This is a genomic window from Mycolicibacterium wolinskyi, assembly GCF_002101965.1.
GTDB lineage: Bacteria > Actinomycetota > Actinomycetes > Mycobacteriales > Mycobacteriaceae > Mycobacterium > Mycobacterium wolinskyi.
The window spans coordinates 768,847-788,117 of record NZ_LQQA01000015.1 but is presented as its reverse complement, the minus strand read 5'-3'; the positions used below and the strand labels follow the sequence as shown (position 1 = coordinate 788,117).

Below are 19,271 nucleotides of genomic sequence, written 5' to 3'. Positions count from 1 at the left end.
TAGGTGCCATGGCTCATGCGTTGGCGAACAGACCACGCAGGAGCTGGGCGAGCGCTGCGGGTTGAGACAGAAACGGGGAGTGCGACGTGTTCATCCAATAGACCTCATCGGCGTGCTCAGCCATCCGCTCCTGCGCGGTGACAGGGATCGAGTTGTCGGCTTCGCAGACGATGTAGGTGCTCGGTATCGTCTTCCACGCCGTCTCGGTCAGTGGCTGCCGCATGGAAGAGTAAGACTGGTAACCCATCTCGCTGACGGCGAACTCCGCAGTGGCGTCGTCGAGATCGTTGTAGAACACCTCCTGCGGCGTCAATACCTCGACGAAGTCTTCGATGCCGTCCCGGTGACGGAGCCTGGTCCACGGCCACAGCACACCATCTGGGTTCTGCGAGAGCAGCGATTCGCCGGCCTCCAGTTGAAACGAGGCGAGATAGACAATCTTTCGGACATTCGGCACGTTGGCCAACGCCTGCGTGGTGGGTATGCCGCCGTAGGAATGAGCGACCACGACGACTGGCCCGTCAACAGCTGTGACGGCTTGTGCGATCACCTCGGCATCGGCGTACATATCGCCGAGCACGGCGGGATCGTCGCCGCTGCTTGTCAACCGCACGGTACGTACGTCGAGATCCGAGAGTTCGTCGACGAGGAGGCGAAAGTGCTCGGGCTTGTGCCAGGCGCCATGCACGATGAGCACCGAAGGAAATGAACCGTTCATCGTGGGCTCCTCAGGTTGAACCGGTCAGCTCGGCCAGGGCGAGCCGAGAATGCGCTCGACGGTCGTGACACGCCGGAAGTCGGGGATGAAGTGCTCCAGGACATCGGAGTTCACCGTTCCGAGTGTCGTCTCCGGGCGATTCTTGAACCCGTCGAAATACGCGCTCAAGAACTCGTTCTTGAAGTCGCCCCGCGGATGAACGGCCAGTATTTCGTCCACTTGGTCCTGGTGCAGACAATCCAGACCGAACCCGACCACGTCGGTCAGCACCCCGAGGTGTGTCGCGGCGATCTCGGGGCCCATTCGGCCAGGGATGCCTGGCGTCGTGTGCAGTGCGATGGCCGTCCACACGATATCGGCAGCCACGGCCGAGAATCCGCGGTCAAGCAGGAACTTGCGCCCATGATCGGCGCCGTCGACCTCGAAACGCTGTTCGGTATCGGAGAACGGCGTCACAAGACCGGTGTCATGGAACATGGCCGCCAGGTACAGCAGTTCGGGATCCGGTGTCACGCCGAGCCGCTGAGCGTGAATCTGGCCGAAGAAGAACACCCGGCACGAGTGGTGGTAGATGAGCGGCGTGATGGTCTGCTGAACGAGACGTGTCGCCTCGGCGACCGCCGCGGTATCCGGGACTTCAATGCCGGCAATGGCTTCTGACATGGTTTTGCGCTTTCTGGTTGGCGAACTGTCTGACATCCATGCTTCTCGCCGCCATGTGTGGTGCGCCGCCTTCGTTCGGCCAGGAATCCCTCAAAAGTGGACAGCGCCTGCCGAGCGTGCACACTCGTGACGCACACGCACGAAAAAGCCCCGCCACACGGGTGTGGCGGGGCTTCTCGCTACCGACTCAGCCCAGGACCAGACTTTCGCCGTCGGGGCTGAGGTTGACGGGCACGATGTCGCCGTCATGGACCTCACCGGCCAGCAGCATCTTGGCCAACTGGTCGCCGATGGCCTGCTGCACCAGGCGGCGCAGCGGCCGGGCACCGTAGAGCGGGTCGAAACCGCGCTCGGCCAGCCACTTCTTGGCCGGCAGCGACACCTCGAGGGTGAGCCGTCGTTGCGCGAGCCGCTTGGCCAGCTGTCCCAGCTGGATGTCGACGATCGACACGAGTTCTTCGGGGTTCAGCCCGTCGAAGATGATGACGTCGTCGAGCCGGTTGATGAACTCGGGCTTGAACGCCGCCCGCACCGCCGCCATCACGTGTTCCTCGGTGCCTCCGGCACCCAGGTTGGACGTCAGGATGAGGATCGTGTTGCGGAAGTCGACCGTGCGGCCTTGGCCGTCGGTCAGCCTGCCCTCGTCGAGCACCTGCAGCAGGACGTCGAACACGTCCGGGTGCGCCTTTTCGATCTCGTCGAACAGCACCACCGTGTACGGGCGCCGCCGCACAGCCTCGGTCAATTGACCGCCCTGGTCATAACCGATGTAGCCCGGAGGGGCACCGACCAGCCGAGCCACCGAGTGCTTCTCGCCGTACTCGCTCATGTCGATGCGGACCATCGCGCGCTCATCGTCGAACAGGAACTCCGCCAAGGCTTTTGCCAGCTCGGTCTTACCGACGCCGGTCGGGCCCAGGAACATGAACGAGCCTGTCGGCCGGTTGGGGTCGGCGACGCCGGCGCGGCTGCGGCGCACCGCATCCGAAACTGCGACGACGGCCTTCTTCTGTCCGACAACGCGTTTGCCGAGCTCCTCCTCCATGCGCAGCAGCTTGGCGGTCTCGCCTTCGAGCATCCGGCCGGCCGGGATACCGGTCCACGCCTCGACAACCTCGGCGATGTCGTCGGGGCCGACTTCTTCCTTGAGCATGACATTCTCGCGGGCCTCGGCCACCGGCAACGCGGCGTCGAGCTTCTTCTCGACCTCGGGGATGCGCCCGTAGCGCAGCTCCGCGGCCTTGGCGAGATCACCGTCACGCTCGGCCCGATCGGCCTCGCCGCGCAACGTGTCCAGTTGCTCTTTGAGCTCGCGGACCACGTCGATGGCACCCTTCTCGTTCTGCCAACGAGTGGTGAGCTCGGCCAGCTTCTCCTTGTGGTCGGCCAACTCAGCGCGCAGCTTCTCCAGGCGGTCCTTGGACGCCTCGTCGGACTCCTTCTCGAGCGCCATCTCCTCGATCTCCAACCGGCGGACCAGCCGCTCGACCTCGTCGATCTCGACGGGGCGGGAATCGATCTCCATGCGCAACCGCGATGCGGCCTCGTCGACCAGGTCGATGGCCTTGTCCGGCAGGAACCGTGCGGTGATGTAGCGGTCGGACAACGTCGCCGCCGCCACCAGCGCGGAGTCGGTGATGCGCACACCGTGGTGCACCTCGTAGCGATCCTTGAGACCGCGCAGGATGCCGACGGTGTCCTCGACCGACGGCTCACCGACCAGCACCTGCTGGAACCGCCGCTCCAGCGCCGCGTCCTTCTCGATGTACTTGCGGTACTCGTCGAGCGTGGTCGCACCGACCAGCCGCAGCTCGCCGCGGGCCAGCATCGGCTTGATCATGTTGCCCGCGTCCATCGCGGATTCGCCGGTGGCGCCGGCACCCACGATGGTGTGCAACTCGTCGATGAACGTGATGACCTGCCCGGCCGAGTTCTTGATGTCGTCGAGCACGGCCTTGAGCCGCTCCTCGAACTCACCGCGGTACTTCGCACCGGCCACCATCGACCCGAGGTCGAGCGAGATGACGGTCTTGTCGCGCAGGCTTTCCGGTACGTCGCCGGCCACGATGCGCTGGGCCAGGCCCTCGACGATCGCGGTCTTGCCGACGCCGGGCTCGCCGATGAGCACGGGGTTGTTCTTGGTGCGACGGCTCAGCACCTGTACGACGCGCCGAATCTCGTTGTCGCGTCCGATGACCGGGTCGAGCTTGCCCTCGCGAGCGCGCGCGGTCAGGTCGGTGGAGTACTTCTCCAGCGCTTGATAGCTGCCCTCGGGGTCGGGGCTGGTGACCCGCGCGCTGCCGCGCACCTTGGTGAACGCCTCCCGCAGAGCCTGCGGAGACGCGCCGTTGTTCGTCAGCAGCTTGGCAACGTCGGAACTGCCCGTGGCCAGGCCCACCATGAGGTGCTCGGTGGAGACGTACTCGTCGTCCATCTCGGTGGCGAGGTGCTGCGCCGTGGTGATCGCGGTGATCGCCTCCGGCGACAGCTGCGGTTGCGAACTCGAACCGGTGGCACTGGGCAGCCGGCCGATAAGCCGTTCCGCCTCGGTGCGGATGGTCGCGGGCTCGACTCCGACCGCTTCCAGCAGTGGCGCGGCGATGCCATCGTTCTGCGTCAGCAACGCCATCAATAAATGAGCGGGGGTGATCTGTGGGTTGCCTGCGGCAGTGGCCGCCTGCAACGCCGAGGTCAGCGCCGCCTGGGTCTTCGTGGTCGGGTTGAACGAGTCCACGACACCTCCCTTTCCGTGTAGAGAAAATGCTTGTCGTGATGTTCAACGCAGTCAAGGTTGAGTCTGTTCCGCTCAACTTTAGAAATTTTCGACCGGGCACAATCGGCTGAGTGCACATCGCGATAGTTCCCGCCTCCGCACCCAGCCACATGTACCCGCACCTGGCTGTGATCCGCGAACTCGTCGACCGAGGTCACCGGGTCAGTTACCTGGTCAGCGGGCATCTGGCGTGGCTGGCCCGGCCGACGGGTGCGGACATCGTCGAATGCGGCTCGGTGCTGCCGGGTGCGCCGGGCGCACCTGAGTCCTGGGGTGATGAGAACGATCCGGTCACGGGCATGCGGATGTTTCTCGACGAGGCGATTCACGTCCTGCCGCAACTGCACGCTCACCTCGACCGGGATCGTCCCGACCTCGTCCTGTACGACATCGGCGGTATGGCCGGCCCGGTCGCGGCCGCCCAGTGGGGTGTGCCGGCAGCTCAGCTGTCGCCGAGTGAGGTGGCCTGGGACACCTACCACGAGGACATGGCCGAAATCCTGGACCCGATCCTGAACAGCCCGACGGGCGTCGCCTACCGGCAGGCCTTCGAGAACTGGCTCCCCGCGTCGGGATCGGGCCTGACGTTCGACGAGGTCACCGGGGTTCCGCGGCGTTGCCTGGCATTGATTCCTCGCGTGATGCAACGCCACGCCGACCGTGTCGGTGACCGCTATCGATTCGTCGGGCCGTGCATCGACCCGCGCCGTGAAGATCCACGCGACTGGACCTCACCGCCGGGCGACGGACGGCTGGCACTGCTGGCGTTCGGGACGGCCTACACCCAGCGAGCCGACATATACCGCAACGTCATCGACGCACTCGACGGGCTGGACTGGCGGCTCACGTTGGCAACCGGCCGCGCCGGAGCGGACGAGCTCGGATCCGTGCCGCCGTGGGTTCAGCTGTGCCCGACCGTGCCTCAGCCTGCGGTGTTGCGGCTCGCCGACTGCTTTTTCACCCACGCCGGCATGGGCTCGTGCACCGAAGGCTTGTGGTACGGCGTGCCGATGGTTGCGCTACCCCAGGCGGTCGATCAGCCCGCCAATGCGGCGCGGCTCGAAACCCTCGGTGTCGGGCGGCATCTGCAGGCTCACCTGCCGGCTGTCGCCGAGATTCGCGATGCGGCACTGGCGGTTACGTCCGAGGAGCAGATCAGATTGCGTCTCAACGCCATCCGGGAGGAGATCCAGGCGAGCGGCGGACCGGTCCATGCCGCCGATGCGGTGGAAGATGTGGCCGCCGGGCGCTGGTGACACCGGATTACCGCTGCTGAAACCCGCGTCAGACGCTGACGTGTGACATCCGGCGGGCTACCGTCTACCCATGTCCGACTCCGGCGCCGGTGATTTCGAGTTCGAGCGGAAGTTCTTCGTCCGTGAAATGCCTGCCGTAGCAGCATCGGATCCCTCGCCTGTGCTGATCGTGCAGGCATACCTGTTCGCCTCCGACGGGTACGCGGTCCGGGTTCGTGTGCAGGGCACCGCTCCGGCCGAATTGGACACCGATCCCGGGCGGCTGGTGGAACTCTTGGGCGAGGAGTCGATCGGCACGATGACGGCCAAGGGCCCTGCCGTCGGGGGTACGCGCTACGAGGCTGAGCGTGATCTCGATCCGTTGGTCGCCGCGCAGATCGTGCGCCGCGCCGATCACGTCGTCGCCAAGATCCGGTATGCGATGTGGCTGGGCGAGGACGGCTGGATCATCGACCGCTTTCTCGGCGGCAATGCACCGCTGGTGCTCGCCGAGGTCGAACGGGGCGGACCCGTGGTCGATCTCGCGATACCCGCGTTCTGCGCGACGGAGGTGTCCGAGGACGACCGCTTCCGCAACGAGTACCTGGCACACCAACCGTTCGGCACGTGGGCCGATACCTACCTGACCGAACTCGACCGCCTCGGCCCGACGTTCGTCGACACTCTCGGCCGAAACCAATTCGAGGGCGGCTGACGAACGGCGCGCGCCCGGATTCTGCTTGCTAGGTTCTGATCGACCGATTCGAACGGAAGGGTCCGGGGCATGTCTGGCATCTTGGGTTCAGTGCTGACGGAGCTCATTCCGCTGGCTCTCGTGGTCGCACTCTCGCCGTTGTCGATCATTCCGGCGGTGCTCGTCCTACATTCGCCGCATCCGCGGCCGACCGGCTTGGCGTTCCTGGCGGGCTGGCTCGTCGGCCTGGCGGCACTCACGGCCGTCTTCGTCGAGGTTTCGAACCTGTTCGGCGCGCTCGACGAGCCGCCGACGTGGGCGTCGTGGCTGCGCATCGTGGTCGGTGCGGCGTTGATCGTGTTCGGTATCTACCGCTGGTTCACCCGCGCGAAGTCCGAACACAGCCCGAAGTGGATGCAGAGCCTGAGCAAGCTGACTCCCCCGCGGGCCGCCGCGGCGGGCGCGGTGTTGACCGTCGTCAACCCGAAGGTGTTGTTCATCTGTGTCGCAGCGGGTTTGGCGATCGGATCGGCGGGCCTCGGACAGCCCGGCGTTTGGGCGGCTGGCCTCTATTTCGTCATCTTCGCGGGATCCACGGTAGCCCTGCCGATCCTGGCCTACGCGGTGTCGGGCGAGCGCCTGGACCCCGCACTGGCCCGGCTCAAAGACTGGATGGAGCGCAATCACGCCACGCTCGTCGCCGCGATCCTCGTCGTGATCGGCCTTCTGGTGCTGTACAAGGGGATTCACGCGCTGTAGCCGATCAACGACTGTGCGTCCTGGGCGGCGAGTGTGCGCACACGGCGTTCCGAAGGCCGCTTCCGCGCCCTCGATACACACTCGGCGATGGCCATGCCTACAGCTCAGGCAGGCCCAACTCGTCGGCGTCGGCGGTCAGGTAGCGCGTGACCGTCGGCCCGATCAAGCGCATCACCTCGTCGCCGGTCAGCGTCGCCAAAGGCGGCACCGCCATCACGTAGCGCAGCATCGCGGTGCCGACGAGGCTCGAGGCCGCCAGCATCGCGCGTAGCCGGGCCTGTTCACCTCCGCCCAGCACGCCCGACACCGCGGTGAGGACATAGTCCTGCATGAACGACCGGAACGCTTCGTGGGCATCGGTGTTCGAGGTGGCCGACTGCAGCATCGCGCGCATGCTGGCCGCGGTCTCGGGTGACTCCCAGATGTGAAGATAACGGCGCACCATCCTGGTGCCCACGTCGTCGGCCGGGCCCTCCAACGCCTCGACCAACAGGGCAGGGTCCAGGATCAACTGCAGCGATTCCCGGAACAGATCGGCTTTCGACCCGAACAGATACAGCACCATCGACGGGTCGACGTGGGCGTCCGCCGCGATCGCGCGCAGCGTCGTCTTCTCGTAGCCGTCGGTGGCAAATCGTTCTTTGGCTGCGGCCAGCACGGCCTCCCTCGACACGGGTTCGCCCTGGCGGCGCCCCCGCTTCCTCGCCGTTTGCGCTGGTGGAGCCATAGTCCGACAGTATCATTTCAATAGCTGTTGAAATACAACGTGCGCGGAGCTACGCTCAGCACATTCGTAATTCAACATCGGATGAAAAGGCGACGAGCATGGCAACGCACACGCTCCCCACCCACCACGCCGCACCCGTACACGAGCCGCCCGCCGCATTGCGCGCCACCGGCATCATCGCCGTGCTGACGGTCGCGATCGCGCTTGTCGCAATCGCCTTCGCATTGCCCGCGGCGCGTTCCAAGCCGAACGACGTTCCGATCGGCGCCGCCGGGCCACAGGCCGCCAGCAGCCAGGTCGCGCAACGCCTCGAACAGCAGGCGCCCGGCGCATTCGCGGTGACCTACTACCCCGGCGAGGCGGCCCTTCGCGATGCGATCCTCAACCGAAATGTCTACGGCGGCATAGCCTTCACCCCAGACGGCCCGGTCCTGCTGACCGCGACGGGTGGTAGCCCCGCGGTCGCCCAGCTGCTCAACCAAGTCGGGTCAGGGATCGCCGCCCATTCGGGCGTGGCGCTACGGACGGAGGATCTGGCCCCGCCCACGAAGGACGATCCGCGCGGCGCCGGGCTGGCCGCGTCAGCACTGCCGATCACGCTCGCCGGCATCCTCCCGGCAGTCGCACTGGTGATCGCACTCCGGCGCGAGATATGGACTCGCCTGACCGCCGGCATCGTGTTCTCAGCCGTGGCCAGTATCACCATCGCCGCACTGCTCTATTACGTCTTCGGGTCCATCGAGGACAACTTCTGGGGCGTGGCGGCGGGGCTCACGCTCGGGGTGGCCGCCGCGGGCCTGTTCATGCTCGGGCTGGGGTCGCTGTTCGGCCGGACCGGGCTGGCCGTGGGTGCGCTGCTGGCACTGCTGCTGGGCAACCCGTTGTCGGGGCTGACGGCCGCGCCGGAAATGCTGCCGAGCGGCTGGGGCGTACTCGGCCAACTGTTACCCCAGGGCGCAAACGCCACGCTGCTGCGGTCCACGGCCTACTTCGGCGGCGCCGGCGCGACGTCCGCGGTCATCGTGCTGGCTTGCTGGGCCCTCGCCGGAGCATCGCTGGTGGTCATCGCGGCTCTGCGGCAGCGGCGGCGTGGGCACGCATAAGATGCAGCGGCGTGGGACTCGATGACCGTGACGCGCTGCAGGTACTGCGCGATGCGGTCGACCCGGAAAACGGGTCCGACGCCCTGATCCGCGATTTCTACACCCATTGGTTTGCCACCGACCTCTCGGCCAGGGACCTGTTCCCGCCGGACATGGACGTCCAGCGCAAAGTGTTCGCCAGCGCGTTGGCCTGGCTGTTCGGTGAGCTGATCGCGCAGCGGGCCGAGGAGCCGGTGGCGTTTCTGGCTCAGTTGGGCCGCGACCACCGCAAGTACGGCGTCCTGCAGAGCCACTACGACACGATGCAGGACGCGCTCTACACCACGCTGCGCACGCACCTGACCGCCGCCTGGACCGACCGGCTGGCCGAGGCGGCGCGCGACGCGGTCGCGCTGGCCATCGGGGTGATGCGCGGCGCGGCCGACGCCGAGCAGTCGCCGGCGTACTGCGACGGAACCGTCGTCGAACACCATCGCGTCACCCGCGACGTGTCGGTGATCCGGCTGCAACTCGACCAACCGCTCTTCTACCACCCGGGCCAGTACGTCACGGTCCAGGTGCCGCAGTGGCCGCGCCGCTGGCGCTACCTGAGCCCCGCGATCCCCGCCGACCGGTCGGGTGCCATCGAGTTCCACGTGCGGTCGGTTACCGGCGGCATGGTCAGCACCGCGATCGTCGGGGAAACCCGGCCCGGCGATCGCTGGCGAATCTCCAGCCCACACGGCGCGATGCAGGTGGACCGCGCCGGCGAAGACGTGCTGATGGTTGCGGGCAGCACCGGGCTTGCCCCGCTGCGCACGCTGATCATGGACATGACGTTGCACGGCGTGAACCCGCGTGTGCATTTGTTCTTCGGCGGTCGCTACCCCTGCGATCTGTACGACCTGAAAACGCTGTGGCAGATCGCGTCCACGAATCCCTGGCTTTCGGTGACCCCGGTGTCGGAGTACAGCAGCGATCCGCCTTGGGCGCGTGACTATCCCGACGTCCAGCCGCCCCGCGGGCTGCACGTCCGCCAGACCGGCAAACTGCCCGAAGTGGTGACCAGATACGGCAACTGGGGTGACCGCCAGATCCTCATCTGCGGTGGTCCGGACATGGTCGACGCGACGAAGGCCGCACTCATCGCGAAGGGCGCGCCGCCTGAGCGCATCCAGCACGACCCGCTCACGCACTGACGTCGCGGAGCCGTGACAGACTTGCGCAATGGCTGACCATCAACCCGTCACCTTGCAGGATCCGTCCTCGTCGCTGTCGGCGACGTATGTGCCCACCGCCGGCATGATCTGCACTTCCCTGGCCGGCGACGGTGCCGAGTTTCTCGGTCAGCGGCGTGGATTGCAGGCCTACATCACCAAAGGCAAGACCATGGGCATCCCGATCCTCTACCCGTGGGCAAACCGATTGGGCGCCAACGAATACAATGCCAACGGCACGGTGGTGAGCTTGACACCGGGTGTCGCCGGGGTCCGTGTCGACGAGCACGGTTCGCCGATTCACGGTGTGTTGGCCGCCAATCCGGATTGGGTGGTCACCGAGCAGTCCGGCAACAAGGTGATCGCGTCCCTCGACTGGGGTGGCAAGCCGGAGCTGATGACGACGTTCCCGTTCGCGCACACCCTGACCATGACGGTGACGCTTGCCGACCGCACCTTGACGGTCGACACCACCGTGGTGGCGTCCGCCGCGGCGTCGGTGCCGTTGTGCTTCGGCTATCACCCGTACTTCCAGCTGCCCGGTGTTCCTCGCGCAGACTGGCAATTGGAAACGCCGAGAATGCGGTATCTGCCGGTGGACAGTCGGGGCATCCCGACCGGCGAGAATTCGGAATGGGCAGGCGGCACAGAGCAATTGGGCTCCACCGAGCTCGACCACGGGTTCGATCAGGTCGGTGACGGCGCGCAGTTCGCGCTGTCCGGCGGCGGCCGACGCATCGAGGTCACCTTCGACGACGGCTACGGCGCTGCACAGATATTCGCGCCGGGCAGTGACGACGTGCTGTGCATCGAGCCCATGGCCGCGCCCACCGACGCGCTGTGTCGCGGGAATTACCGGATGGCGGTTCCCGGCACGCCGGAAACCGCCACCTTCTCGATCAAGGTCACATAGCGCGTTCAGCCCGTCACGCGCAGGCCGCGGCGCTGCAGTTCGTCCGCCAAAGACGAGTGCCTGCTGTAGAAGTCGTCGGACACCCCGCTCACCCGTGCTTTCCACCGGGCGACCTCGTCGTCGGGTAGAACGCGGTAACTGCCGCCGTCCGCCACGGCCTGGTTGACGACGGCCTTGTCGTCCTCGGCCATCTGCACCCACTGCTCGGTGAGCTCGGCCCCGGCAGCGGCAACCGCATCGCGGTCGGCGTCGGGCAGGCTGTCGAACCAATCCTTGTTCGCGATCAAGGCATAGCTGATGTACATCAACCCGGGTACCTGCACAGCATGTGGCGCGGACTCGAACACCTGCGTCGTCCAGCCGCCCGGCGAGGTGAACACCCCGTCGACCTCACCGCGCTGCATCCTGTCCTTGATCTCGGGGATGGGGATGGCCACCGGAACGGCTCCGAGATCGCGCATCAGGCGTTCATAGATCCCGCCGCCTGCGACGCGTATCCGCTTGCCTTCGATATCCTCAACCCGCTCAACGTCTTCGGCCGGGAACGCCAGCAGCTGGTCGGCACCGCGCATGTACCCGAGGAACTCGACCCCGTGCGGGCGCACCAGGCCGGATTGCACCTCGTACACCGCTGTTCTGTTCTGCTGGGCGGCCATCGCGGTGTCGTCCAGGGCGAAGGGTAAGTTCATGAACCCCGCGGCGGGCTCCATGGCTTCCACGTGAGTCATATTGACCAGCGCCAGGTCGGCTCGACCGTCGCGAACGGCGTCCAGTGACGCGCGCCCGGCCAGGATCTCGCCGTTGGGGTTGATCTCCACCGCGAGCCGCCCCTGCGACGACGTGTTGACCGATTCCGCGAAGTCGTCGAAGTACGGGAGTCGCGGGTGACCGGATGGTATGTCATGGACGAGTGCGACGGTGGTGGCCGGCGACTGCTGGTCGGTGATCGTCTCCGCCGGACTCGCGGGTGGCGATCCGCACGCACTCACGACGAGGGCCACTGCTGCGATGCCACCAAAGAATCCTGTATTGCCAAGTGCCACAATTATTCCCTTCTGAATGTGCGGAATGCGGGTTGTCACCGTGCGGCGCGCAGTGCCGAACGACGCAGCTTGCCGAGCTCGGTGCGGGGAAGATCACCCACGAAATCCACAACTTTCGGCGCGGCATAGCGTCCGACATGCTGAGCGACAATGGCTTTGAGTTCTTGAACCATCGCTGTCGTGTCCTCCACGGTTTCCGCGGGGACGACGACCGCGCGCACGACGTTGCCGTACGAGGCGTCGTCGTGTGCGACGGCCGCTGCCTCGACCACGCCGGGATGCTGCAACAGGGCGTTCTCCACTTCGACCGGGCTGACATTGTGGCCCGATGCGACGATGATGTCGTCGTCGCGGCCGAGGACCTGCCAGCGACCGTCGCCGTCGCGCACGGCGCGGTCTTCGGTGAGGAAGACCTCACCGCGCCATCTCTGCGCCCACAGGTGGGGCGCGTTCTCGTAGCCTGCCGACATCTGGTGCCGGGGCCGGCGCACCGCAATCAAACCCGATTCGTCCTCGTCCACCGGCTCACCGTCCCGATTCGCCAGAAAGACCTCGAAGCCCGGAATCACGCCCGACAGCTTCCCCGGATGTGACGGCGCATCCGGGCCATGGGTGTCGCCCAACAGCATTCCCACTTCCGACAGCCCGTATCCGTTGCGCACGGCGGGCGCACCGGTGGCAGACCAGGCACTGGCCACCGCGCCGGTGAGTGGCTCACCGGCCGCGGCGACGGCGCGCAGGCTCGGCGGCACACCGTCGTCCATCAGCGTGTCGGTCCACCGCCGCAATGCGGCCGGCGCGGTGGTGACGACGGTCGGCCGTTCTTCGCGCACGACGCGCTGCCACTTCTCGGGCACGAACGGCCCGGAGTACATGATCCGGGGCACGCCCAACGCCATCACCGCCGCCCCGGTGGTGTACAGCCCGTACGCCCACGCCGGGTCTGCCGTCGAGAACACGACGTCGTCACGGCCCAAAGCCAGAACACTGGTGGCATAGGGCATCACGGACAGAAAGGCCGCGTGGGTCATCAGACATGCCTTGGGTGTTCCCGAGGTACCGCTCGTGAACAGCACGGTTGCGGCGTCAGTCAAAGTGGTGGGCACGACGGGACCGTCGGCGTCGGCAGCGTCCAGCTCGGCCCAGAACGACTTATCGGCGAATTCGCCTGCAGCTTCGCACTTTCCGGTCGTGACTATCGTCAGGTCGAGGTCTGCGAAGCCTTGCGCATCCGCCAGGGTTTCGCGGTAGCGGGGATCGACGACAACGGCTTCGGCACGGGCCGCGGCGAGGCGTGCGGCGATCGGTTCGGCCCCGAATCCGCCGAACAGCGGCACGTACACGAGCCCCGAGCGCCAGGCCGCCAGCGCGGTGATCCAGCTCTCCACTTGCCGCGAAAGCAGGCCGGCCACCCGGTCTCCCGGCCGCAAACCCGCTCGCGCGAACACCCGCGCCGCCTTGGCCGCCTGCCTGTCGAGCTCGTGATACGTCCACCGATCCGCGGAACCGTCCTCGTGACGTACCGTCAAGGCCAACCGCCCGGCATCGGTGGCGTACCGCGTGCAGGCTTCGTGCGCGGTGTTGAAGTCGTCACCGAACGGATTGCGGGCGAGACGGGATTCGATGGCAGCCCAGGCCTGGTCGGTCGCCGAAGGATTGTCAGCGGACATCAGTGGCTCACTTTCGCAGTCTTGGAGAAGGTCAGAACCAGCACCGTCGCCGCGCACGCGGTCGCGAGGTAAGCCGCCAACGCCCAGTAACCCGGGATCGACGACGCCAGCGTGACGGCGATGAACGGTGCGGGCGCGCTGAACACGACACCGCCCATCTGGTAGGCGACCGAAGCCCCGGTGTATCGGACATCGGCCGGGAACAGACCCGCCACATACGCGGCGACCGCCGAGTACGTCACGGCATGGCCGATCGTGACGATCAATATCATCGCGAGCAGGACTGCCCACCCGTTGCCCGTCTGGAGTAGCCAGAAGAACGGATAGCCGATGGCGGCCATGTAGACGGAGCCGTAGATCAACATCTTTCGCGGCCCCACCCGATCCGCCACGATCGAGGCATAGGGCACCGTGACGATGTCGAGAACGCATGCGGCGAGCAGGCTCAACAGAATCGTCTCGCGCGACAGGCCCAGTTCCTTCGGCCCGTACGACAGGACGAACACCGTCACCAGGTAGAACGGCACGAGCGACGCGGCCTGGGTGAAGACGCCCACCGCCAACGGACGCCGCTGGAAGCGGAGGACGCTGACGATCGGCCGCTGCACGATCTTCTCGCTGCGCCGAACCCGCTCGAACTCAGGGGATTCCGTCACTTTCAGCCGGACGTACATTCCGACCAGCAGCAGGGCCGAGCTCGCGAGGAACGGCACGCGCCAGCCCCACGCCATGAGGTCCTCGTCGGATAGGCGCTCGACGATCAGGAACGCAAACGTGGCGAGCACGAGGCCGGCAGGCACACCGGCTTGCGGAAAGCTCCCGTAGAACGCACGCCGCCGAGGGGGCGCGTGTTCGACGGCCATCAACACTGCGCCGCCCCACTCTCCACCCACGGCGAAGCCCTGCAGCAGACGCGCGATCACCAGCAGAATCGGTGCGGCCAAACCGATCTGGTCATAGGTGGGGATCAGCCCGATCATGACGGTGGCCGACCCCATCAGCACCAGCGAGAACACCAACATCTTCTTGCGGCCGATCCGGTCCCCGAAATGTCCGAAGACGATCGCACCGGCCGGACGCGACACAAAGGCAACACCGAACGTCGCGAATGCGGCCAGGGTCCCCGACAGCGGGCTGAGGGTCGGGAAGAACGCCACCCCGAACACCAGGGCCGCTGCCGTCCCGAAGATGAAGAAGTCGTACCACTCGATTGCGGTGCCGACGAAGCTCGCGAATGCGACTTTTGCGGGTCGGACAGTGCCGACCCTGCTTCCGTCGTCGATGACTGTCACGTCCAAACACTCCCTCACTGGGTGCACTCATGTGTGTTGCCAGTCACATCTCTAGCACAGCCGCCAACCTCGACGCAATAGGTCTTGTACTGATCAGTCCAATAAAGTCCAGAACCGGATCTGGGCTTATTTACCGAGTAAAAGGCGTACTTATCTCCACCTGTTGCCAAATTCTTGGATCGATCAGTACAGTCGCGCTCGTGGAGCAGAACGATGACGGACCACCCCGCGTGGTCCTGGTTTCAGGCGGCTCGCGAGGTATCGGCGCCGCGATCACCGCGACTCTGGCCCGGCGGGGCGTACGGGTGGGATGTACCTACCGCAGCAGGCGGGACGGAGCGGAGAAGCTGGCCGCCGACGCGCCCGAGCACGTGCTGCCGGTGCATTTCGACATGTCCGACGAACGGTCGGCGGTCCTCGCGGTCGAACGCGTGGTGTCCGATTGGGGTCGGCTCGATGCCGCCATTCTCAATGCCGGACAGTGGGCCGGTGGGCTGCTGACCGACGTCGACCCCGCAGCGTGGTGGAACGTCGTCGAAACCAATATCCGGGGCACCGTGTCGCTGACCCGCGCGGCACTGCCCCATCTCGCACAAGGCATCTCCCCCAGTGTCGTGCTCGTCTCGTCGGTCGTCGGCCTGATCGGGCATGCCGGCGACACCGCCTACTCCAGCGCCAAGGCGGCCATGATCGGCTTCGGGCGCTCGCTCGCGAAAGAAACTGCCCGCGACCAGATCCGCGTCAACGTGCTGGCGCCTGGCTTCGTCGAAACCGACATGACCGACGCCGTACCGCCGGCCGCCCGCAAGCGGATTGAGAACGCCACCGTGCTGCGCCGGTTCGGCACCGTCGACGAAATCGCCAAGGCTGCAGTGTTTCTGAGCGAAGACGCGACGTTCTGCACCGGATCCGTCCTCACCGCCGACGGCGGCTGGGCCCTGTGATAACCACCGAGACAAGGAGCCACACGATATGACCGCAACCCTCGATCACACGATCGGCCTGCCGGACGCCGAGTACCGAGCACTGCGAGATCAGATCTTCGATGCGATCTGGTCGGAACTGGATCCCCTCGAACAACGCATCGAGGACGAGGAGCGGGTACCGAACGAGATCGTGCTGCCCATCCTCGAGCGGGTGGGCGCGTTCGGCCTCCTGGTGCCGCGCGAATACGGCGGCAGCGGGCTGTCGATCGCCCAGTATCTGCCGATCATCGCCGAGTTCGCCAAAATCCAAGGGGGACTTCGCGTCCTCGTGCACGTGCACAATTCGTTCGCGCATGCGCTGTCGGAGATCGGCAACGACGAGCAGAAGTCCGCGGTGCTGTTCGGTGCCGCGACCGGCCGTCATTCGGTGGCGTTCGCGCTGACCGAGCCGCTGCACGGGACGGGCGCCGACCTCGGGACGACGGCCGTGCGGAGCGGTGACGAGTACTTGATCAACGGTGAGAAATGGTTGATCACCAACTCCGACATTGCCTCTCACTTCATCGTGTTCGCCAAGACCGACGCCACCGAGGTGTCGGCATTTCTGGTTCCCCGCGACACCGAGGGACTCTCGATCCAGCCGCTTCCGGAGACCATGGGCTGCAAGGGTGGTGAGCACGGGCACATCACGCTGTCGTCGGTGCGCGTTCCTGCAACCGCCCTGATCGGGGCGGAAGGCGAAGGTGGCCAACACCTCGAACGCGCCCTCGAGATCAGCCGCGTCTTCATCGCCGCGAGTTCACTCGGAACATCCGAGCGGGCGCTCGAGCTGTCCATCGCGCACGCAAAGGAGCGCGTGACCTTCGGCAAGCCGATCGGCACGCGCCAGGCCATCCAGCGTTATCTCGCCGAGATGGCCACGGATGTCTATGCGCTGCGCGGACTCCTGGCCGACGCCGCGCAGAAGTGGGACAGCGGCCGGCGTATTCCCGCCGAGGCGAGCATGTGCAAGTTGTTCGGCCTTGAGGCGGTGGGCCGGGTGACCGACCGGGCCCTGCTCATCCACGGTGGCATCGGATACACGCGGGCACATCCGATCGAGCGGTTGTACCGCGATGCCCGGCTCAACTGGCTTGAAGAGGGGACGCCCACCATTCAGTACCTGGTGACGGCAGGCCAACTGCTCGACGGGTATTCGTTCGCCGACGCCTTCGACGCCAGCACCCGATGATGAGACATGCCGGTTCGGCGCGGTGGAGTCGGCGTAGCGGCACTGCGCGGAGGCGGCGGCCAAGGTCAGGCCCTCGTTCTCCGCGTCGCACCGTGACCCCATAGGCTTGTTGGTCAGGATGTACGAGGGAGCACGACGGCGATGAGCAAGAAATACGACTCGAACAGGGATGAAATCCTGCGTATTTCTGCGGAGTTGTTCGCGAAGTCCGGCTATCACGGCACCGGGATCTCTGACCTCGGTGCCGCGGTCGGTCTCGGTCGCGGTGCCCTGTACCACTACATCGGCAGCAAGGAAACGATCCTCTACGAGATCAGCAGCCGCCAGCTCGCGCAGATGAACGAGCTGGCGGACGAACTGGCACTGACGGAGAAGGACCCCGAGAAGCGGCTGCGCGGGCTTGCGCGGGCGCTGCTGCGCAACATCGCCGAACACCGGGCCGAATGGACGGTCTTCTTCCGCGAGTATCACGCGTTGACCGGCGAGCGGCGCGACCGCGTCATCGCCGCTCGCGAGCGGTATGAGGCCCACTGGCGCAACGCGTTGGATCAGGCGGTGCGCGAAGGCCAGTTCCATCCGTTGCCGACCCTGATGGTCAAGGGCCTGCTCGGGATGTTCAACTACAGCTATCTCTGGCTCACGCTGGACGGGCCACGCAGCCCGGAAGAAATCGCCGACGACTTCCTCGACACGGTCATCGTCGGCATGAGCGCGCCGCCTGCCGGGGCCTGACGGCTGCCCCGGCTACTGCGAATGCCGCCGTCGAGCGGCGGGCTGCCACAGGACGACGGCCTTGGACGACACCGACACATCGCGGTGTTGGTTGGCGGCGGTGAGCTGCTCCACCTGCTGGGTCAGCTCTGACACCCGGGCGCGCAGCGCGTCGACCTGATTGGTCAGCTCGATGATGCGTTTGATGCCTGCGAGGTTGACGCCCTCATCCTGCGAGAGCCGCTGCACCTCACGCAGCAGATCGACGTCGCGCTCCGAATAACGCCGCCCGCCACCGGAACTGCGTTGCGGGCTGACCAGGCCGAGTCGGTCGTAAGTGCGCAGGGTCTGCGCATGCATACCGGCCAGCTCGGCGGCCACCGAGATCAGAAACGTGCGGGCTTCCTCTTTGCGTTTGCTCATAGGTTGCCTGCCCATCCAGCACGCGGGTCAAAACCACTGGCCCGCTCGGCTTTTGCGTAGGCCTCCAATGCCTCGGCCGCTTCACCTTCCAGGTTCGGCGGCACGGCGACCTTCACGGTGACCAGCAGGTCCCCGTGGCCACCCGACCGCTTGGGCACACCACGTCCGCGCACCCGCAGGATGCGGCCGTCGGACGTGCCCTTCGGCACCCTCACGCCGACCTTGCCTTCCAGCGTGGGCACGGAAAGTGTTGTCCCGAGCGCCAATTCGTGAAAACTCACGGGAACACTGACCGTCAGGTCGTCACCGTCGCGCCCGAACACCTTGTCCGGCCGCACATGCACGGTCACGTAGAGGTCACCGGACGGCGCACCGCGCAGACCGGCCTCGCCCTGACCGGCCAGGCGAATCCGCTGGCCGTCCTCGACACCGGGAGGTATCCGCACGTTGATGGTGCGGGTGCGGGTCGTGACGCCCGTTCCTTGGCACTCCGAGCAGGGATGCTCGATGATCGAACCGCTGCCCCGGCATTCGGTGCATGGCTCGGAGAAGCCGAATGCTCCCTGATTGCGGTTGATCACACCGGAGCCGTTGCAGTTCGGGCATACCTTCGGGCTGGTGCCCGGCCGTGCACCGCTGCCATGGCAGTTCGTACACGGGGCCGGGCTCGTCAGCCGCAGTGGCATTGCCACGCCCTTGGTGGCTTCCAGGAACGACAGCTCAGTCTCGGTTTCCAGGTCGTTGCCGCGGCGCGGCCGGCTCGGCCGGGCTTGCGCACCGCGGCCGAACAGCCCACCGAACAGATCGCCGATGTTCGCGCCGCCGGCCTGACCGGCGGCGTCGAACAGGTCACCCAGGTTGAATTCGGCTCCGTCGGAACTGAATCCACCACCACCACCGAAGTTCCCGCCGGTGTTGAATCGGCGACCGAAGCCGCCACCGGCGAACAGCCGCCGGGTTTCGTCATACTCCTTGCGCTTCGCGGGGTCCGACAGAACACTGTTCGCCTCGGACACCGCCTTGAACCGCTCCGCGGCTCCAGGGTCGGAGTTCCGGTCGGGGTGCAGTTCGGAGGCCAGTTTCCGGTAGGCCTTCTTGATCTCGTCGGCGCTGGCGTCAGAGGAGACGCCGAGTTCTTTGTAGAAATCCTTTTCGACCCACTCGCGTTGGGCCATGCTGCGCCACCTCCTTACC

Annotated in this window: 18 protein-coding genes; 9 read left to right on the top strand and 9 right to left on the bottom strand. The window is 66.2% G+C overall.

The features are described 5' to 3' along the window. Positions 1-13: 13 nt before the first annotated feature. The 3 genes from AWC31_RS18165 to clpB all read right to left on the bottom strand — a co-directional run bounded on the left by AWC31_RS18165 (position 14) and on the right by clpB (position 4,115). Positions 14-718 (bottom strand): alpha/beta hydrolase, encoded by a 705-nt coding sequence (locus AWC31_RS18165; protein WP_085145435.1) that lies wholly within the window; start codon positions 716-718, stop codon positions 14-16. A 24-nt stretch (positions 719-742) separates the two neighbouring features. Further along, the gene (locus AWC31_RS18160; RefSeq protein ID WP_085145434.1) at positions 743-1,381 is read right to left on the bottom strand and encodes an HD domain-containing protein; all 639 of its coding nucleotides are present in this window, start codon (positions 1,379-1,381) and stop codon (positions 743-745) included. A 187-nt stretch (positions 1,382-1,568) separates the two neighbouring features. Beyond that, positions 1,569-4,115, bottom strand: coding sequence for an ATP-dependent chaperone ClpB (gene clpB, locus AWC31_RS18155; RefSeq protein ID WP_085145433.1), 2,547 nt, complete (start codon positions 4,113-4,115; stop codon positions 1,569-1,571). Positions 4,116-4,225: 110 nt separating this feature from the next. Here clpB and AWC31_RS18150 point away from each other — a divergent pair, with 110 nt between their 5' ends. The 3 genes from AWC31_RS18150 to AWC31_RS18140 all read left to right on the top strand — a co-directional run bounded on the left by AWC31_RS18150 (position 4,226) and on the right by AWC31_RS18140 (position 6,842). Continuing rightward, positions 4,226-5,410 carry a macrolide family glycosyltransferase gene (locus AWC31_RS18150; protein WP_234816896.1) on the top strand — a complete coding sequence of 395 codons (1,185 nt, stop codon included), beginning with the start codon at positions 4,226-4,228 and terminating at the stop codon, positions 5,408-5,410. 70 nt (positions 5,411-5,480) lie between these two features. Next, complete coding sequence (locus AWC31_RS18145) at positions 5,481-6,104, top strand: CYTH domain-containing protein (protein WP_085145432.1); 624 nt, start codon at positions 5,481-5,483, stop codon at positions 6,102-6,104. A 69-nt stretch (positions 6,105-6,173) separates the two neighbouring features. Next, positions 6,174-6,842: a GAP family protein gene (locus AWC31_RS18140; RefSeq protein WP_085145431.1), complete on the top strand. Its 669-nt coding sequence runs from the start codon at positions 6,174-6,176 to the stop codon at positions 6,840-6,842. A 97-nt stretch (positions 6,843-6,939) separates the two neighbouring features. Here the strand turns inward: AWC31_RS18140 and AWC31_RS18135 are convergent, their stop codons facing one another. Next, positions 6,940-7,569, bottom strand: coding sequence for a TetR/AcrR family transcriptional regulator (locus AWC31_RS18135; RefSeq protein WP_067853261.1), 630 nt, complete (start codon positions 7,567-7,569; stop codon positions 6,940-6,942). Positions 7,570-7,667: 98 nt separating this feature from the next. Between AWC31_RS18135 and AWC31_RS18130 the strand changes: the two genes are divergently transcribed. From AWC31_RS18130 to AWC31_RS18120, 3 genes are read left to right on the top strand one after another with little or no spacing between them, the layout of a single operon-like run. Further along, entirely contained in the window at positions 7,668-8,672 is a 1,005-nt protein-coding gene (locus AWC31_RS18130) for an ABC transporter permease (RefSeq protein ID WP_085145430.1), read from the top strand. Between the two features lie 11 nt (positions 8,673-8,683). Next, on the top strand, positions 8,684-9,850 hold the full coding sequence (locus AWC31_RS18125) for an FAD-binding oxidoreductase (protein WP_085145429.1): 1,167 nt from the start codon (positions 8,684-8,686) through the stop codon (positions 9,848-9,850). A gap of 28 nt (positions 9,851-9,878) precedes the next feature. Then, entirely contained in the window at positions 9,879-10,781 is a 903-nt protein-coding gene (locus tag AWC31_RS18120; protein ID WP_085145428.1) for an aldose 1-epimerase, read from the top strand. Positions 10,782-10,786: 5 nt separating this feature from the next. Here the strand turns inward: AWC31_RS18120 and AWC31_RS18115 are convergent, their stop codons facing one another. The 3 genes from AWC31_RS18115 to AWC31_RS18105 form a co-directional block, all read right to left on the bottom strand. After that, the gene (locus AWC31_RS18115) at positions 10,787-11,782 is read right to left on the bottom strand and encodes a TRAP transporter substrate-binding protein (protein ID WP_165765987.1); all 996 of its coding nucleotides are present in this window, start codon (positions 11,780-11,782) and stop codon (positions 10,787-10,789) included. 77 nt (positions 11,783-11,859) lie between these two features. Further along, the gene (locus AWC31_RS18110; protein ID WP_085145426.1) at positions 11,860-13,494 is read right to left on the bottom strand and encodes an AMP-binding protein; all 1,635 of its coding nucleotides are present in this window, start codon (positions 13,492-13,494) and stop codon (positions 11,860-11,862) included. Then, positions 13,494-14,786 (bottom strand): MFS transporter, encoded by a 1,293-nt coding sequence (locus tag AWC31_RS18105; RefSeq protein ID WP_085145425.1) that lies wholly within the window; start codon positions 14,784-14,786, stop codon positions 13,494-13,496. The genes AWC31_RS18110 and AWC31_RS18105 overlap by 1 nt, the downstream gene beginning before the upstream one ends. A 200-nt stretch (positions 14,787-14,986) precedes the next feature. On the opposite strand from AWC31_RS18105, the gene AWC31_RS18100 reads away from it, so the two are divergent. The 3 genes from AWC31_RS18100 to AWC31_RS18090 all read left to right on the top strand — a co-directional run bounded on the left by AWC31_RS18100 (position 14,987) and on the right by AWC31_RS18090 (position 17,675). Next, on the top strand, positions 14,987-15,730 hold the full coding sequence (locus tag AWC31_RS18100) for an SDR family NAD(P)-dependent oxidoreductase (protein WP_085145424.1): 744 nt from the start codon (positions 14,987-14,989) through the stop codon (positions 15,728-15,730). 28 nt (positions 15,731-15,758) lie between these two features. Further along, on the top strand, positions 15,759-16,943 hold the full coding sequence (locus AWC31_RS18095) for an acyl-CoA dehydrogenase family protein (RefSeq protein WP_085145423.1): 1,185 nt from the start codon (positions 15,759-15,761) through the stop codon (positions 16,941-16,943). A gap of 141 nt (positions 16,944-17,084) precedes the next feature. Next, positions 17,085-17,675: a TetR/AcrR family transcriptional regulator gene (locus tag AWC31_RS18090; protein ID WP_067853235.1), complete on the top strand. Its 591-nt coding sequence runs from the start codon at positions 17,085-17,087 to the stop codon at positions 17,673-17,675. Between the two features lie 12 nt (positions 17,676-17,687). Here the strand turns inward: AWC31_RS18090 and AWC31_RS18085 are convergent, their stop codons facing one another. Then, positions 17,688-18,077 (bottom strand): heat shock protein transcriptional repressor HspR, encoded by a 390-nt coding sequence (locus AWC31_RS18085; RefSeq protein ID WP_085145422.1) that lies wholly within the window; start codon positions 18,075-18,077, stop codon positions 17,688-17,690. Next, positions 18,074-19,252: a molecular chaperone DnaJ gene (gene dnaJ / locus AWC31_RS18080; protein ID WP_085145421.1), complete on the bottom strand. Its 1,179-nt coding sequence runs from the start codon at positions 19,250-19,252 to the stop codon at positions 18,074-18,076. The genes AWC31_RS18085 and dnaJ overlap by 4 nt, the downstream gene beginning before the upstream one ends. Between the last annotated feature and the right edge of the window lie 19 nt (positions 19,253-19,271).